At 43.3% G+C, this 17255-nt stretch carries 14 protein-coding genes and 1 riboswitch; of the genes, 3 read left to right on the top strand and 11 right to left on the bottom strand.

Annotation, left to right across the window (positions count from 1 at the left end):
* Window positions 1-107: 107 nt before the first annotated feature.
* From scpB to mscL, 7 genes are all read right to left on the bottom strand, one after another.
* A complete protein-coding gene (scpB, locus tag CA598_RS09450; RefSeq protein WP_094870098.1) occupies window positions 108-710 on the bottom strand; it encodes an SMC-Scp complex subunit ScpB in 603 nt (200 codons plus the stop codon).
* Window positions 679-1470, bottom strand: coding sequence for a segregation and condensation protein A (locus CA598_RS09445; RefSeq protein ID WP_094876365.1), 792 nt, complete (start codon window positions 1468-1470; stop codon window positions 679-681). Before CA598_RS09445 ends, scpB begins: the two co-directional genes overlap by 32 nt.
* A gap of 136 nt (window positions 1471-1606) precedes the next feature.
* On the bottom strand, window positions 1607-2074 hold the full coding sequence (ribH, locus tag CA598_RS09440; protein ID WP_036676377.1) for a 6,7-dimethyl-8-ribityllumazine synthase: 468 nt from the start codon (window positions 2072-2074) through the stop codon (window positions 1607-1609).
* Window positions 2075-2110: 36 nt separating this feature from the next.
* Entirely contained in the window at window positions 2111-3364 is a 1254-nt protein-coding gene (locus CA598_RS09435) for a bifunctional 3,4-dihydroxy-2-butanone-4-phosphate synthase/GTP cyclohydrolase II (RefSeq protein WP_094870100.1), read from the bottom strand.
* A 62-nt stretch (window positions 3365-3426) separates the two neighbouring features.
* On the bottom strand, window positions 3427-4095 hold the full coding sequence (gene ribE, locus CA598_RS09430; RefSeq protein ID WP_094876364.1) for a riboflavin synthase: 669 nt from the start codon (window positions 4093-4095) through the stop codon (window positions 3427-3429).
* A 101-nt stretch (window positions 4096-4196) separates the two neighbouring features.
* A complete protein-coding gene (gene ribD, locus CA598_RS09425; RefSeq protein WP_094876363.1) occupies window positions 4197-5297 on the bottom strand; it encodes a bifunctional diaminohydroxyphosphoribosylaminopyrimidine deaminase/5-amino-6-(5-phosphoribosylamino)uracil reductase RibD in 1101 nt (366 codons plus the stop codon).
* 216 nt (window positions 5298-5513) lie between these two features.
* A riboswitch (FMN riboswitch) is annotated at window positions 5514-5689 on the bottom strand.
* A gap of 319 nt (window positions 5690-6008) precedes the next feature.
* Window positions 6009-6413 (bottom strand): large-conductance mechanosensitive channel protein MscL, encoded by a 405-nt coding sequence (mscL, locus tag CA598_RS09420; protein ID WP_076284542.1) that lies wholly within the window; start codon window positions 6411-6413, stop codon window positions 6009-6011.
* Window positions 6414-6944: 531 nt separating this feature from the next.
* Here mscL and CA598_RS09415 point away from each other — a divergent pair.
* Both CA598_RS09415 and CA598_RS09410 read left to right on the top strand, forming a co-directional pair.
* Window positions 6945-7655, top strand: a complete 711-nt coding sequence (locus tag CA598_RS09415; protein ID WP_094876362.1) for a response regulator transcription factor — start codon at window positions 6945-6947, stop codon at window positions 7653-7655.
* Window positions 7652-8755 carry a sensor histidine kinase gene (locus CA598_RS09410; RefSeq protein ID WP_094876361.1) on the top strand — a complete coding sequence of 368 codons (1104 nt, stop codon included), beginning with the start codon at window positions 7652-7654 and terminating at the stop codon, window positions 8753-8755. Before CA598_RS09415 ends, CA598_RS09410 begins: the two co-directional genes overlap by 4 nt.
* A gap of 109 nt (window positions 8756-8864) precedes the next feature.
* On the opposite strand, the gene CA598_RS09405 is transcribed toward CA598_RS09410, so the two are convergent.
* Window positions 8865-12317, bottom strand: coding sequence for a collagen binding domain-containing protein (locus tag CA598_RS09405; protein WP_179283630.1), 3453 nt, complete (start codon window positions 12315-12317; stop codon window positions 8865-8867).
* A 278-nt stretch (window positions 12318-12595) separates the two neighbouring features.
* On the opposite strand from CA598_RS09405, the gene CA598_RS09400 reads away from it, so the two are divergent.
* A complete protein-coding gene (locus tag CA598_RS09400; protein WP_094870106.1) occupies window positions 12596-13354 on the top strand; it encodes a YwaF family protein in 759 nt (252 codons plus the stop codon).
* Window positions 13355-13412: 58 nt separating this feature from the next.
* Here CA598_RS09400 and CA598_RS09395 read toward each other — a convergent pair whose 3' ends face one another.
* From CA598_RS09395 to CA598_RS09385, 3 genes are all read right to left on the bottom strand, one after another.
* The gene (locus CA598_RS09395; protein WP_042190291.1) at window positions 13413-13844 is read right to left on the bottom strand and encodes a peptidylprolyl isomerase; all 432 of its coding nucleotides are present in this window, start codon (window positions 13842-13844) and stop codon (window positions 13413-13415) included.
* A gap of 145 nt (window positions 13845-13989) precedes the next feature.
* Window positions 13990-15324, bottom strand: coding sequence for a diaminopimelate decarboxylase (gene lysA / locus CA598_RS09390; protein ID WP_094870107.1), 1335 nt, complete (start codon window positions 15322-15324; stop codon window positions 13990-13992).
* Window positions 15325-15451: 127 nt separating this feature from the next.
* Window positions 15452-17104, bottom strand: coding sequence for a spore germination protein (locus tag CA598_RS09385; protein ID WP_256989805.1), 1653 nt, complete (start codon window positions 17102-17104; stop codon window positions 15452-15454).
* Window positions 17105-17255 lie beyond the last annotated feature (151 nt).

Here is a 17255-nt window from a genome sequence, read left to right as displayed (position 1 = left end):
TGATTAAAAAATGTGGCCCTTCATAAAAATAGGGACAGCCCATAAACCATATCAATGGTTTATGGGCTGTCCCAGCAATACAAATCATTGCGGAATAACAAAAAAAGCTATGATTGCTCAATATCCTCAAACGACATTTGGGTATCCAGCTTATTGAACAATAGCTGTGTCTCCTCTTCCAAATTATCAGTGGATTCGAAGTTTGATGGTTCAGGCAGCTCATTCAGACTTGCGAGACCAAAGCTCTCCAAGAATGATTTCGTCGTCCCATACAAGATTGGGCGCCCTATGGCTTCCGCACGACCTACCTCATGAATCAAATCCTTATTATTCAGCGTATGAATGGCACGTTCCGATTTCACGCCTCGAATCTCTTCGATCTCCACCCGTGTAATCGGCTGACGATAGGCCACGATCGCCAATGTCTCTAATGCAGCCTGAGACAGCGTTGATCTGGAAGGGGAATAAGCCAAACGCTCAAAATAATGGGCGTGCTCAGGCAAGGTTGCCAGCCGATAATTCCCAGCAATTTGGACTACCTGCAGCCCCCGTTCCTGTGTTACATAATCCTCTTTGAGTTCTTCTAATGCTCCAGCCGCTAGCTCTGGACGCTGCTCCGTAATTTCGGCAACTTGCCGCACAGAGATCCCTTCATCACCTGATAGAAACAACAGGCCCTCAATAATCGATTTCAGCGTTTTGTAATCCATTGAAGTGTTCTCCTCCTCTCCACTCCATTACGATGTCATCAAACAATTTCTCTTGGTAGCACAATATCGCCTTCATTTTCATCAGTTCCAGAATCGCAAGAAAAGTAACTACGATCTCGTGTCGCGCCATTTCATCGTGCAGCAGTGCTGAGAAGTGGAGCCTTCCGCCCTTTCCTCTGCGCTGCAGCGCATCCGATACATCACGTATACGATCTTTTACCGATATTTCGTCCCGGGTGATCCGCTGGTAAGATGACCTTCTTGCCGCCTTACTTAATGCTTTACGGAAAGCAGCTATAAGGTCGGATGTATGTAATCCTTTTAGCGTATGGTCAATCTCTTCTGGCACAAATGGCCCCAGATCCTCCGGCTCCTTCGTAAAAATCAAGCTCCGCTCGCTCTCCATATCCATTAAATGAACAGCAATACTCTTGAATTTACGATACTCAATCAGTCGCTGAACGAGTTCAGTTCGTGGATCAAATTCATCTTCTTCGTAATATTCAAAATCATCGATCTCAATGACCGGTGGTTTGGGCAGCAATAGCTTGCTCTTTATAGATAATAGGGTTGCGGCCATCACGAGAAATTCACTCGTAATATCCAGTTCAAGCTCCTGCATACTTCGCAGGTACTCCATATACTGTTCGGTGATCTCGGCGACCGGAATGTCCTGGATGTCGATTTCCGCCTTATCAATTAAATGCAATAGCAGATCCAGCGGACCTTCAAACGTTTCCAGCTTGTACAATACAGTCACGAAGCATCCTCCCGCCAAAAAAAAGTAAAGTGCAGCGCCCAAATGGACGCTACACAAGTAGAAAGGGCTCTATAATCCATGCTTTCTTCTTATACTATAAATAAGCACGAATTCGACTGATTCGTCAATAGCTGTCTTACTTAAACAGTTTGTTAAGATTCGCCATTTCAATCGCAGCAGTCGCAGCATCCCAGCCTTTATTTCCTGCTTTGGTTCCTGAACGCTCAATGGCCTGTTCAATATTTTCAGTAGTAACTACGCCAAAAATTGTCGGTACGCCGGTTTTAAGATTAATAGCCGCTACCCCTTTAGCGACTTCATTACATACATAATCATAATGCGTTGTAGACCCACGAATAACGGTTCCTAAAGTGATTACAGCGTCGTATTTACCGCTTTCCGCCATTTTTTGAGCGATCAACGGAATTTCAAACACACCTGGAACCCAAGCTACATCCACCTCATCATCACCAACACCATGGCGCTTAAAGGCATCTAGTGCACCGGATAATAGCTTACTGGTAATAAATTCATTAAAACGTCCTACTACAACTCCGTATTTTAAGCCTTCGGAAACTAAATGTCCTTCTAAATATTTCGGCATATCATTCATCTACCCTTCGTTTTTTATTGTGTGTGATTATACTTTGGAATCCTCATTTTGTTCAATGTCGTCAAAAGACAGCAAATGTCCAAGCTTCGCCTGCTTTGTATGGAGATAATTGGTGTTATCTTTATTTTCCGGCATTTGTATTGGCACACGCTCAACAACTTCCAGTCCATAGCCCTCCAGCCCTTTGATCTTACGCGGGTTGTTGGTTAAGAGACGAATTTGGCTTATCCCTAAATCCTTCAGAATCTGTGCACCGATCCCGTAATCACGTAAATCTGCTGGAAAACCAAGCTTTAGATTGGCATCTACAGTATCGAGTCCTTCTTCTTGAAGCTTATAAGCTTTAAGCTTATTAATAAGACCGATGCCTCTGCCTTCTTGGCGCATATAGAGCAATACGCCTCTACCAGCAGCTTCGATCTGTCGAAGCGCTGCTTCAAACTGGGGACCACAATCGCAGCGATGGGAGTGGAATACGTCACCCGTCAAGCATTCGGAATGTACTCGTACTAACACGGGCTCATCACCAGAAATATCGCCCTTCACCAAAGCTACATGTTCTTTATCATCCACTTCATTCGTATACGCAATGGTCTGAAACTCACCGAAATCGGTAGGCAGACGCACGGATACCTCACGATTCACGAGCTGTTCCTTTTCATTACGATAGTGAATGAGATCCTTGATACTGATCAACTTCAGATCATGCTTCTTCGCAATTTCAACCAGATCAGGCAACCGGGCCATCGTGCCATCTTCCTTGATGATTTCACAAATCACACTGGCCGGATATGCACCACACATACGGGCTAAATCAACAGCAGCCTCTGTATGTCCGGAACGGCGCAGTACGCCGCCTTTTTTCGCAATCAGCGGGAACATATGGCCAGGTCTACGGAAATCAGACGGCTTCGCTTTAGGGTCAATCATGGCCTTTACAGTCAAGGATCTTTCCCCCGCTGATATACCAGTAGTTGTATCTATATGGTCAACGGATACAGTAAAGGCTGTGCCGTGATTATCTGTATTGTGACTGACCATAGCCTGTAGTTCAAGCTCTTCCGCACGTTCAGCGGTAATTGGCATACAGACCAAACCACGTCCCTCAGTGATCATAAAATTGATGACTTCTGGTGTCGCCCGTTCAGCAAGAGCTATAAAATCCCCTTCATTCTCACGATCTTCATCATCCACGACGATGATGACTTTGCCGCGCATTAAATCATATATCGCTTCTTCAATCGGATCCAAGACACTATCCTTCTTCGATTGTTCGCTCATGATCCTATCCTCCTAATAGCTTTACGAAGGGTTATTTCCATCTTCGTAAGCTTACTCATTATTTATACAAATCCGTTTGCCGCCAAGAAATCACGACTAATCCCGGAGCTGCTATCATTTTCTTCATCCTGTGCAGCAGAGCCATAATGCAGAAGATGATCTACATATTTGCCCAGGACATCACACTCAATATTTACACTATCCCCTGCCCGCTTATAAGTTAGCACAGTTTCCCCTAGCGTATGCGGAATAATGGATACAGTAAACGATGAAGCTGTCGTCTTTACTACTGTTAAGCTAATGCCATCAATCGTGATCGACCCTTTAGGGATGATATATTTAAACAGCGATTTTCGATCCGGCGCAATCTCATAGACTACTGCATTCTGATCACGCTTTACGCTTTTGATGACAGCAGTGCCATCTACATGTCCCTGAACAATATGACCTCCAAACCGACCACCGGCAGCCATTGCTCGCTCCAGATTCATCCTACTGCCAGGACGTAGCTCCTTCAGATTACTGTTTCGATAGGTCTGAGGCATGACATCCACAGTAAAATAGTTCTCGCCTAAAGTTGTCGCTGTAAGACAGACGCCATTAACCGATACGCTATCACCAATCTTCAAATCATCCATGATGACGGAAGCGGCAATGTTCAGCACCATCATTTCTCCACCGGCGGAGACACTTCTCAGAGTGCCAACTTCTTCGACTAATCCAGTGAACATGCTTTCCCTCCTAGGAGTTTTATGTGAGTAACACTTCTCCGCTATCTCTCCGAACAAAAATTGCTCTGGAAGCACACGATTAAGTTTTGTAACCATTCACTTTAGCGTTCCGGAGTACCGCTGATACATACATTATCTCCGAGCACTTTTACTTCCAATCCCTCCAGAGAAATCGCATCCTTCATTAACTCTGCACCTGGAAATACAAACGTCCCTTTCGCTTCAGCACCACCGCCAACAATCTTTGGAGCGAAAAAGAGAATCACTCGATCAACTAGCCCACTCTCCAGCATCGCTCCATTTAACGTACCTCCGCCTTCAAGTAAAATCGATCCGATTTCCATTTCACCGAGCGTTACCATAGCAGCCTTCAAATCCACGCGTGGTCCTGCTCCGCTAACAATGATTTGCACACCTGCTTGAAGAAGCGCTGCTTTCTTTTCAGCATCTGCAGCTTCAGTTGTCACGATGATAGTAGGCGCTAGACCGTCACTTACAACTGCTGAATCCAATGGAATACGTAGTCCAGAATCAATTACAATCCGTATCGGGCTAATGCCCGGCACTTCCGTTCTTGTGGTCAGTGAAGGATTATCTGCAATGACTGTGTTCACACCGACCATAATTCCCTGATGCCGATGCCGCAGTGTATGTACGATCTCCCGCGCTTCTCCATTCGAAATCCATTTACTGTCACCAGATTTGGTAGCTAGGTTACCATCCAGCGTACTGGCACTCTTGAGTGTAACAAACGGCTGTTTTGTCAAAATATATTTGATAAACCGCTCATTCAGCCGCAACGCACGATCACGCAGCAACCCTACCTCTACTTCAATACCAGCTTCACGCAGCATTTGAACCCCACGACCCGCCACCTGAGGGTTAGGGTCTTCACAAGCGACTACCACTCTGGCTACTCCCTCGTCGATCAGCCTTTGGCTGCAGGGCGGGGTCTTACCATAGTGGCTACACGGTTCGAGTGTTACATAGGCAGTGCTGCCTTGAGCTTGACCAGCCGCCATGTTCAAGGCATGCACCTCAGCATGACCCGTTCCGCGCTGCAAATGAGTTCCAAGCCCAATCATCGCTCCATTTTTTACAACCACGCAGCCAACAACTGGGTTAATTCCGGTCTGTCCTTGGGCCCGTTCTGCCATATCCAGCGCTAGCGACATATAAAACTCGTCATTCATGTTGTCCATCTCGTTCCTCCTATCCACTTACTGTCTATCTGATGCATAAAAACAGAAAAACCCATCTCATTCTCCAGGAGGAGTAAAGATGGGTTATGCGAGAGTTTAGCGGCAGTCCAAATAAAAGTGTGCGTAAATAACCGTCAAACGACGGTAATTGTGAAATATCGCACATAATAAATGAAAACACTGCAGTCCACCTGTCTAAAACAGACAAGCGGTTAACCTCTCCTTCTTCCATCCAGACTATACTGTCGGTCCCGGAATTTCACCGGGTCCACCGTTCGCGTCAACAACGCGAGCCGGGTAGCGGACTAAGTGTGGTAGATAAACTTAAGAAATAAGCACTCTACAACAACATCACCGCCGGTAGGGAATTACACCCTGCCCTGAAGGATTGATCCTTTATTTAATTGAGGTTCAAGTTTTCCTTACTAACAAAATTATCACTTACACCTTCGAAATGCAAGTGCGTTTTATATATTTACTTAAAATTTGTAACTTGATTCTGAGAGGTATGGTGATTACAAGAAGAAACGATATGGTTTTATATTAACAAACTTTTATAAGAATTCGTCTCTCTCTTACACATCCATCCATTTTTATTGGGCTATAGAAAGCCAACGGAGGTACAGTTATAATCCATTCCATAATTTCATAAAAAGAAGAAAACAAAGAAGCGCCAGGACTTTATCTCCAGGCGCTTCTTTTCCTTTTCAATTACAAACCACGTTCTTGTTGTTTCAATAGATCACGAATTTCCGTTAGCAACACGATATCTTCTGCGGGTGCTGGCGTCTCCACCACTTCAACTTTAACGGCTTCTTTGCGCTGGAATTTATTAGCCAGTTTAATCACCATAAAGATTGAGAAGGAAATAATAAAGAAATCAACGACCGCCTGCAAAAATTGCCCATAAGGAATAATCAGTTCATTATGCATAACCATAACACTTAGAGCCCGATCCTTCAGATCTATACCACCTGTTATCAAGCCAACAATTGGCGTAATGATGTCAGATACTAATGAAGTCACAATCTTACCAAAAGCTGCTCCGATAACGACAGCAATGGCTAAATCTAGTACATTTCCTTTCAGGGCAAAAGCTTTAAACTCTTTCCACATCTTTCAATTCTCCTCCAACCTATTGAATTTGAAATTATTATAGCATAGCCGCTTCCCAAATCTTAAGACTTGTTAAGAAACTATTAAGTTTACCTTTACTTTTGCCTGCCACCGTTGTTAAGAAATCTCATGTTAAATAAGGATTACGAACTACAAAAAGGAAGATTCCTAACATGGAAACTTTTTCAACTTTCAAAAAAAAGCATTCCAAGCCCCAGCTCGTTCTTTCTGCACAGATTAAAACATGGATTGAGGCTCTTCGATGGGAGCAAGCTAAAGGAAATAACAACCTAGAATGGTCCTGCGAGTAATTTGGGCAATTGGGCCTGTACCGACAGCTTTCCCAAGCTATCAGTACTTTTTTGCTTCTGCATTTCTGTTATGCAGGCGGCTATATTCTAGCTTTAAGTTTCTCTTGGATCGTTGTTAGTCTTTCAGCGGGTGATCTGCCATTTGCCTGGATGTTTTACGGAAATGTATACTTCTTGTAGTTAGGATTTTAGGATGCTTTACAAGAAAGGACGCTGAGTAATGCACAACGCAACAGTACTTTTGGTTGACGACGAAGCAGAGATTATTAAACTCATGCAGATCTATCTGGAGAACGAGGGATACCGTCTGTTCACTGCTCGTGACGGGCTGGAAGCACTTGAAATTATCAACAATGAAACTATAGACCTAATGGTTCTAGATATCATGATGCCCAACATGGATGGTATCGAGGCTTGTATTAAAATTCGCGAAACACATAAATTTCCAATTATTATGTTATCTGCTAAGGGTCAGGAACTAGACAAAATCACGGGACTCAGTGTAGGTGCGGATGATTTTGTTACGAAGCCTTTTAGTCCGTTGGAGCTTGTCGCCCGCATTAAATCTCAGCTGCGTAGAACCCGGAATTACATGTTAGATCTAAGTGCCAAACAGGATGAAATCATCATTGATGGCTTGGTTATTAACTCGGTTACGCATGAAGTTAGCGTGGATGATCAGCCAGTAAAACTTACTCCGAGAGAATTTGCAATTCTGGAGCTGCTCGCCCGTCACAGGGGACAAGTACTAAGCATGGAGCAAATTTACGCTAAAGTATGGAAAGAACAATTTCTCGAAAGCAATAATACGCTCATGGTTCACATTCGAAAAATTAGAGAAAAAATTGAAGCTAATCCGAGAAAACCACAATATTTGAAGACGGTATGGGGCGTTGGCTACAAATTGGAGAAAGGAGGTCCTTCTAGTTGAACTTTAAACGATTCGATACCCTATCCTGGAAAATCGTTGGCTTCAGCCTAACGAGTCTAGCACTTACAGCAGCAATCGTATTGGTCGGCTATTATGGTATATCCCTATTGCTATGGCTAAACCCTTCTCGTTCTTTCTGGGGGGTTAGACTCATCCACTGGGTAATCAATAACATCGGGTCTATTCCTGTAGTGATTCTTATTGGAATTCCTTTCTTTATTTTTTTCATCCTTAAACTATCCAGAAATACAACCAGTAATCTTCAAAACATTACGAGCGGGGTTCAAGCTATTGCAGACGGCAATTTATCTTTCCAGGTACCGGTATCAGGTACGGATGAACTTGGTAAACTCGCCGAAAATATGAACCTCATGGCTGGCAAGCTAAAATCTGCTATAGAGGAAGAACGAGCAGCTGCGAAAGCCAAAAACGACCTAATTACAGGTGTATCACATGATCTCCGAACCCCTCTAACTTCTGTACTCGGATTTCTGGAGTATGTAGAAAAGGATCGTTATAAGACCGAGGTCGAACTTCGTTATTATGTGAATATTGCCTATGAGAAATCTCTGACTCTTAAAAAGCTAATCGACGATTTATTCGAATATACACGAGTTAGCAGCAGCGGGCTCCCCCTTAATATTGAGCCTGTTGATCTCGGAAAGCTGCTTGAACAGCTTGTCGAGGAATTCGCTCCCGTACTTGAGCAAGCGGATATGACCTATCGTATTCATACGGATAAGGGCCCTTTGATTATCCTTGGTGATGCGGATGAGTTAGTTCGATTATATGAGAATCTATTTACCAATGCGGTTAGATACGGTAAAGAAGGTAAGATTCTAGATATTACAGTTTATAGAACAGACGATAGAGTGATTGCTACATGCAAGAATTACGGCAACCCGATCCCTGCCACGGATCTCCCCCACTTATTTAAGCGATTTTATCGCGTCGATAAATCACGTTCCCGAGAGACTGGTGGAAGCGGATTAGGACTCGCGATTGCTAAGAGCATCACAGAGCTCCACGGTGGGGCTATTTCTGCCAAAAGCACACCCAAACAAACTGAATTTGAGACTTCCTTCCCAGCGATCGATTGATGTTTGTGGGGATGTTTTGAGTTTTGGGCAAACGTAAAAAAGCACCCGACAATTTTTTGCCGAATGCTTTTTTATTTCAATCGCAGTTCATACTCTAAACAAAGACTTGCTACCTGTTTCCCCTCCGTTTAAACACACGGTTTAGAATAAAGCCAATGGCTATTAATCCAATACCAATCATATAAAGCGGTGCAGAGCTACTTTCTCCCGTCTTAGGAAGCTGAGGAGCACTTGAAGTGCTGTTGTTCACCAGCCCCTTCGGTACTTCCTCATCAACAATGTCGACTTCTCTTAACGGAACATCTTCATCTGTAATAACTAAATCCGGAGTTCCCACTTCTTCTGATGTCGTGGATTCCAGATTGGTCGTATTCCCAGGGCCAGCAGGTACTGCCGGATCATTGATGATTACTCCCGGCACCAGCGAACTCGTGGATGTTGGTGTCACCGGGCCTCCTGGGATTCCTGATATCGGTGTTGAAGTTGGTGCTACAGTCGGATCTGTTGACGGAGTAACCATTGGTTCCGACGAAGCTGATGAGGTCGGTGTCGGTGTTGCTGTTGGAGCTATAGTTGACTCTGGTGTTGCAGTAGGCGTAGGCTCAATTGCTTTTTGATTTGTAATTACGAGTTGATTCGTTGATGAAGACTGAACGGACACTGGATGCTCTGTAGGATCAAGTACATAGCCAATAGGAGCTATCGTCTCAATCAATACGTAGTTACCCAACCATAATTTATTGAATGTTGCTGTACCTGTGGAATCTGTGGTTAAGCTATTCATAAATACCCGGTCTGAGCCGTTTAGACGATAGAGTGCAAAAGTTGCATCTCCCAGCGTCTTCAAGTTGTCCTCTGCATCCAGCTTCTTGATCATCAAGGAGCCTCTAACCCCGCTACCTGATCCTGATCCACTCGACACACCGACGATAATTTCTTTAGAAGAATCTTTACTAATTTCATTAACATTATGACCACTGAAACGAACAGTATTAGTAACTTTATCTCCTGTATTCGCCATAATCAGGGATTGATAGTCGAGAATATAAGGTTTACTAATCTCCTTGGCGAAGCTTAAATCAAACGACTGCTTGCCGTCTACATCCGTTTTTATTTCTAGGCTGTAATCGATACCCTGAATCAATTCAGGGTATCTTTTGGTTATGTCCCCGTTCTCTGCTACGCTTGTTGGATACAAGTGGAAGGAGTCCTGCAGTAAAATCTGATTAGCACTAGGCGTATCTTTGATTACAGCATTCTTCACCGTAGACTGACCGCTATTGATTTGAATACTCCAATCTATTTTATCACCTTTCTGAGCACCATCCTTTAAGAGATATTCATCCCCATGAGGGATCGTTACAGAAGCATTTAAATCCTTGGAAGCCTTCTTTATTCCATCATAAAGATTGGCCTTATTCTCAATAGAAGTGCCAATGACTTGGCCTTCAAGACTTGTATGAAAGTCGATATAATAAGCGGAATAAATGCTGTCTTTAAAAGAGACCTTCAACTCGTTAGTAGCACTGACACTATAAGTGTATTTGCTACTGTTTACCTCGACACCTTTCGTTGGATCTCCATTCTTAGCAACATTCATGGTGTACACTTTCAGCGATCCAGGAACCAGGGTTTGACCCGATTTCAAAATATCCACGACCACTGGCTCTGCAACCGTTTTGCTATTATAGTTGACCCCTAATGTCCAAGCTAAATCTTTAGTCGAAGCATTATAGGAACCAAATTTCAAGCCATTACTTTTCGCTTCATCTCTTGGGATAAATAAACCTTCTGCTTCTGTTCTGCGAGGAATTTCGGACGTGTCTAACCATTCCATCCTAACCTTGTTATTGAAATTTTCAGTATTAGACCAAATCCAATCCTTATTAAATTCCGTTGTATAGCTAACCGTATAAAGACCAGTAATCTGCGAATTAAAGACCACCTTGAATCCTTTATTGAACTGAACAGGAGCATTGTAAACCAAACTATATTTGGAAGGATTCAATACGGACCCTTTAGAATCTCTAATGACAAGCGATTCTGGGATGAATTTCAATCCACCAAACGGGAACGTTTCTGTAATTTCAACCCGGTCCATTGGATAGTTATCACTGTTTAATGTGACTTTCCATCCAACCGTTTTATTCTGATAATTTACGTCTGATAAATTCTTATACAGAATGGCTGAACGTATTAAACGAGTAGCCTGTTCAGTGTAGGTACTATCCGTAACTGTATTCGTGATTGTAGTATCTGCAAACACACGGTTTACTGCTTTAGTCTTATATTCAATTCGAAAGGGGGAGGATACATCCTGATTAAATTGCAAGGAGAACCCCGTCTTACTCACGTCTGAAGCTGCAACTACAGTGTAATCAAGATCCTTTTTCAAAAGATTTCCTAACGTTGGTGCACCCGTTGAATCCAACTGCACCTTATACACTTTTAACGAATCCGCTACTAACGCTTGAGAATCATCAAATAAATCCGCTAGTTTTGCATCTCCCTGCAAGATCTTTTGTTCATTAAAATTATATTCGATTGCCCAGGAAATGATTTGATTGCTCCAGTCATATCCGCTAGAATACTTGTTCAAACTTCCTCCTCGTTCTACTTGAACAGTAGCAGAGGAACTTACAGGAACTTGCCCCTCTCCTGAAAAAGTCGCTGTATTCGTGAAGCTTAGCCGATGCTCATCAGTAATAGCTGTGGAGTATTCAATACGGTATGCACTCGATATCGCAGGATCAGTGAAATGAACATTTAACGTTCCTCCAGTGAACGCTGTAGAATATTTACTGGTATCGAGTAGTGCTCCTTGCGTTACCGAACCGTCCAACTGGATACTCAGTTGATACACACTCACAGTAACCGGAGTGCTAAGTGACAAACCTGATGGTATAGGGTCCGTTACAACTGCATTTCCAACAGTTTTTAATGATTTATTTACGTCAACCGACCATAGAATATGGTCTGCATTAAAACCCTGAGGAATCCCCCTCTTCTCAATGGTCGATCCTACATTTGGTTTAAAATTCACAGTAACCGTCTGAACACCACCGCTTACCGGAAATAAAATCTGCTGAATAGTACTTCCTGAGATCTTTTGTTTATCAAACTTAGTATTGATCCGAAGCGTTCCTTGCACGTCATCATGCGTTTCTATGTAGTCATTAAAGATCATAGTTACTTGATGTGATAACTGCTCAACTGTAAAAGTTCCTACATCTCCATCCTCTGAGACTAACACACCGTTAATATCATTAAAAAGCCGAAACTGCTCTGGAAGCTGAAAGGTAAAGGTATCTCCCTGCTTGTATTGATGAGCTTTAGGAAGAGACCACGCATAATCTAATGTTACATTAGCATCTTGTTCATAGACGCTATCCGTAACCGTCTGCCCGTCTGCACCATATACAGCCATTGAGACACTGGTGATGATATTCCGCTCTTGATCGATTGCCGCTGCTTGTACTTGTGGAGTGAACCCGATGCCATAAGCATATTGCGCTACAAGCAACAGAATAACGATCATCACACTTATTCTTTTCTTTAACATTATCCTATAGCCTCCAATTCCTTTTCCAATTTGATTTTTCTGTGTTTGTATCCCCACTTGAAGCGTAATCTCTGCCATTCCGCATGCTCGATTGCTTCTTATGTAATACCGCGCCCATCGCCCCATCTTATGTTAAAATAATGAAAAGACATCCTTTTGTGGGCAGTTGACAGAATCCATACATATTTAACCATTTTATGGATGTTCAGAAACAGAAAATATCAATGTTTATAAATTTGTTTTTTGAAGTACTTTTCAGGTACGAAGGAGGTTGGTTCATGCATCTTTCATCTTATTTTGATCGACAGCGTACGGAGGATTTCATTATGTTCTCCCCTTCACATTGGATTGCTCTGTCTATCATTACATTGGTCTGTATACTGTTTTACAGTTTAAGATTCGAGATTCGGACTGATGTGAGACTTCGGCAAAGTGTGCGTTTGCTGCTGATCATTATACTTTTATTCTCAGAAACAGGACTTCAAATATGGTACCTCTCTCAAGGCGTATGGCAATCCAGCAGCTCACTCCCATTCGAACTATGCGGAATTACTTTACTATTATCTGTTATCATGCTGATAACTCGCAGCCGAACACTTTACTCCTTTCTATATTTTGCTGGGATAGGTGGAGCATTCATTGCTTTACTCACACCGAATCTGGTCTATCCGTTCCCTCATTTCCGATTTCTACTGTTCTTTATAGCACATGGTGGTATTGTTCTCGCTTCTCTTTATATGACCTGGATTGAGGGCTATAAGCCCACTTGGAAATCTCTCCTGTTCACCCTGTTTGGACTAAACATTGTGGCCGCCTGTGTGTGGATCGCCAATTACATCCTAGGGTCTAACTACATGTTCCTATCTCATAAGCCCAGCACTTATTCTGTATTGGATTATTTCGGACCTTATCCTTATTACCTGCTTGTTGAAGAGTTGTTTGCCTTCTTTGTGTTTCTGCTCATGTATTTGGTATTCTTCTGGGTGCCAGAGCAGCGTAAATCGAGACGTAAAAGAATAAGCCGGATTCCTTATTAAATAAGAAAAAGGCCAGCCTCCGATAATCTGGAGACTAGCCTTTTTAAATTAAGAATTCTTAAGCTTCGATGATTTCTACCGAAGTCATTTTGTCGCGTCCTTTGAAAGTATCAACAAGATCCATACCTTCAACTACTTTACCGAATACTGTGTGAACTCCATCTAAGTGTGGTTGCGGTGCATAGCAGATGTAGAACTGGCTTCCGCCTGTGTTCTTACCCGCATGTGCCATAGCAAGTGTTCCGCGCTCGTGTTTGTTTGGGTTGATTTCGCAGTTGATTGTGTATCCTGGACCACCAGATCCAGTTCCGTTAGGACATCCGCCTTGAGCTACAAAACCAGGGATAACACGGTGGAATGTCAATCCATTGTAGAAACCATCTTTTGCTAGCTTTTCAAAGTTAGCTACAGTGTTTGGTGCATCTTGATCGAACAAGTCGATCAGCACTACGCCGCCATTTTCAAGAGTAATTTTCGCTTGCTTTGCCATATGTAAATGACCCCTTTCAAAATTAACAAATTTAGAATACCTCAATTATATTACTATGAAACCACGCACAAAGCAAAGCAAGCAGGAGTAATTCCTGCTTGCTCTCTATGCCTTACCAGTTTTCCCTACCTAACATTAACGGCTGTTACTTAGCTACAGCAGCTTGTTTAGCGATACGCTCAGGAACAATATCGTTGGCAATAAGATCATTATAGCTTTCGCGGCGCACTACAAGATCGCTGTGTCCGTTCTGAACGAACACTAAGGCCGGACGACGAATCCGGTTATAGTTGCTCGCCATCGAGTAATTGTAAGCGCCTGTGCAGGCTACAGCCAACAGATCACCGCTTTCAGCCTCAGGCAGTTCAACATCCCATATCAGCATATCTCCGCTCTCGCAGCATTTACCAGCGATGGATACAGTTTCTGTAGCCTCTTCATTCGCACGATTAGCAAGTAATGCCTCGTATTTAGATTGGTACAATGCAGGACGTGGATTATCAGTCATCCCACCGTCAACAGCAACATACTTACGCACGCCTGGAATATCCTTGTTCGTACCTACTGTATAAAGTGTAGTCCCTGCATCTCCAACAATACTGCGGCCCGGCTCCACCCAAATTTCAGGCAAAGCATTATAAATTCCAGCAAAATGAGTCTTCACGGCATCCGTAATTGCACCTACATATTCAGAAACATGTAACGGGGTATCACCCTCAACATAACGAATACCGAAACCTCCACCTAGGTTTACTACACGGAAGTCCACATCCAAACCTTCTTTAACACTACGAGCAAAACTCGCTACACGTTCAACAGCAAGCTGGAATCCATCCGTTTCAAAAATTTGAGAACCAATATGGGAGTGTACGCCAAGCAGCACTAAATTCTTTTTGCTGACTGCTGCTTTAACTGCTTCATAAGCTGCTCCATTACCGATATCAAATCCGAATTTGGAATCGGTCTGGCCTGTTGTAATATACTCATGCGTATGTGCTTCGACACCTGGTGTCACACGTAATAAGATGTTAACCTTAACTTCTTTACGTGATGCAATCGACTGCAAAAGATTAAGTTCTACCAGATTATCGACTACAAAGCAGCCGATCCCGGCATCAATCGCCATTTCAATCTCTTCTGACGTCTTATTGTTGCCATGAAAATGAATACGTTCTGCAGGAAAGCCAGCTTGCAAAGCAGTATAAAGTTCGCCATCCGATACAACATCAAGCGACAAGCCTTCTTCATCAGCCAAACGAACCATAGCCATTACTGAGAACGCCTTACTTGCGTAAGCTACTTGGAACCCAAGTCCAGAGGATTTAAAAGCATCCATATATTCCCGGCAACGTTGTCTCACCAATTGCTCGTCCAATATATATAGCGGGGTTCCATATTCCGCCTTCAATTCAGTTACATCACATCCGCCGATCTCCAAATGCCCAGCATCGTTAATTCGGCTAGTACCGTGTAGAAACATTCTTTAGTCCTCCAATTTCTGTGGAATATCAAGGTTCCACCCTGTCTTTAGTGTATTCAGTATAACAGACAGTGGGAACTCCATTGAATGGACTAATTTGCAGTAGTTTTGTATTTTCCTACGATTGTTAATCATTCTTTTGAGTAGGCGGCACTCTTGTATTGTCTCTAGTTTTATTGAAAGACGGCCTATTCTTCGAGCTTAAGACTGGCTTGCGCACTAGAATTTCACTCATTGCCTTTGCATTAAAAGGTATAAACGGCCACATATAAGAGGAGTTATAGGACCGATGGGTAGTTAGGAAAATAGTCAGTAACGTCGTGCCAATCATAAATCCTGGCACCTGGAATGCCGCAACGGCTACTAATAACACAAGCCTGACTATTCGATTCGCAAGACCCAGCTCATAACTCGGGGTTGCAAACATACCGATGGAGGCAACAGCCATATACAGAACTACCTCATTTACAAACAAACCACTCTGTACCGCTATATCACCAATCAGTATGGCAGCAATCAGACCCATCGCTGATCCTAAAGGCGTTGGTGTGTGTACTGCGGCCATCCGCAGTAAATCAACCCCAAGCTCCACAATTAGAAACTGGGCGAGTATTGGAATTCTGGCGGTCTTTTGAGGTCCAATGAAATCCAGCACAGCCGGCTTTAGTTCAGGATGAATGACAAGCAACATCCATAGCGGCAGCAGAAACATGGACGCAAATATACCGATGAAACGGACCCACCGCAAGTACGTTCCCATAAAAGGAGTCTGACGATTCTCCTCTGCATGCTGACAAAGATCAAAAAAAGTAGTTGGAAGAACAATAACAATAGGTGAGGTATCTACAAACAGTATTACCCGTCCCTCTAATAAATTGGAAGCTACGACGTCAGGGCGTTCAGAATAACGCACCATAGGATATGGATTCCATCCACCGCCGATAATTGCCTCCTCTAATTGTTTATCTGCCAGAGGAATACCATCAATATCAATGCTTTTGATTTTGTCGATAACAGACTTAACTTGTGTTTTATCAACAATATCATCAATGTAAGCCACGCAGACATCTGTCTGTGTCCGTCGTCCAACCCGAAATAGCTCATATTTCAGCCCTGGATCACGAACCCGTCTTCTTACAAGCGAGATATTGCTCAGTAAAGTCTCTGTAAAACCGTCGCGCGCACCGCGCACCACCCGATCAATCGAAGGCTCGGCTGGACTGCGACTAGGATAAGAACGAGTATCCATGATGATAACTTTGTTCTCACCTTCGACGAATAGCACGCTCAAGCCTTCTAGTACTTTCTCGATACTTTCACTTAAAGAATTTCCCTCTTCCACCTGAATGTGAGGGACATATTCATTCATAAAGCTAGACAGCACACCCGTTGACAGATTCTCAGATGTGAGATAGGTCAGACGTTTCAGAATATCATCGGTCACATCTGTATTAGTAAATCCACTTAAACAGAGTAGAGCTGTCTTATGTCCGCCAAAGGACATCTGTCTAAACGTCACATCAAAGCTTGTGCCAAGTCCCATTACCTCAGTAAGTGTTTGTTTCGTATCTTGCAGGGACATAGGGATTTCATCATTACCTTGCCAGTAAATGACGGATTCTTTTAACGAGTTGGAGTGCTCGCGGTCTCGTTTCTTCTGTAGCCCGCCGCTTCCCTTTAGATTACTGTCTTGTGATTCTTGTTGTGCTTGCTTCTTAGATAGTTTGGACTTTGGCGTCACTTTGGCTTGCGATTCTTCCCCTGACTCTGTTGCAGACAATGACCCGCCTGCTTGTTGGGTATTCTGATCTTGCGCCTCATCTTCGGATTCAGAGTCTGAATCTAAGCCGAATAATCTGGCAAAAAATCCTTTACTAGGCTCATTCTGATCCTGATTCCCAAGCTCATCTGAGGCCTCTGCATCCTGCTGG

The organism is Paenibacillus sp. VTT E-133291, assembly GCF_002264395.1.
Lineage (GTDB): Bacteria > Bacillota > Bacilli > Paenibacillales > Paenibacillaceae > Paenibacillus_AQ > Paenibacillus_AQ nitricinens.
The sequence above is the reverse complement of the archived record's forward strand: the minus strand, read 5'-3'. Positions and strand labels throughout refer to the sequence as shown.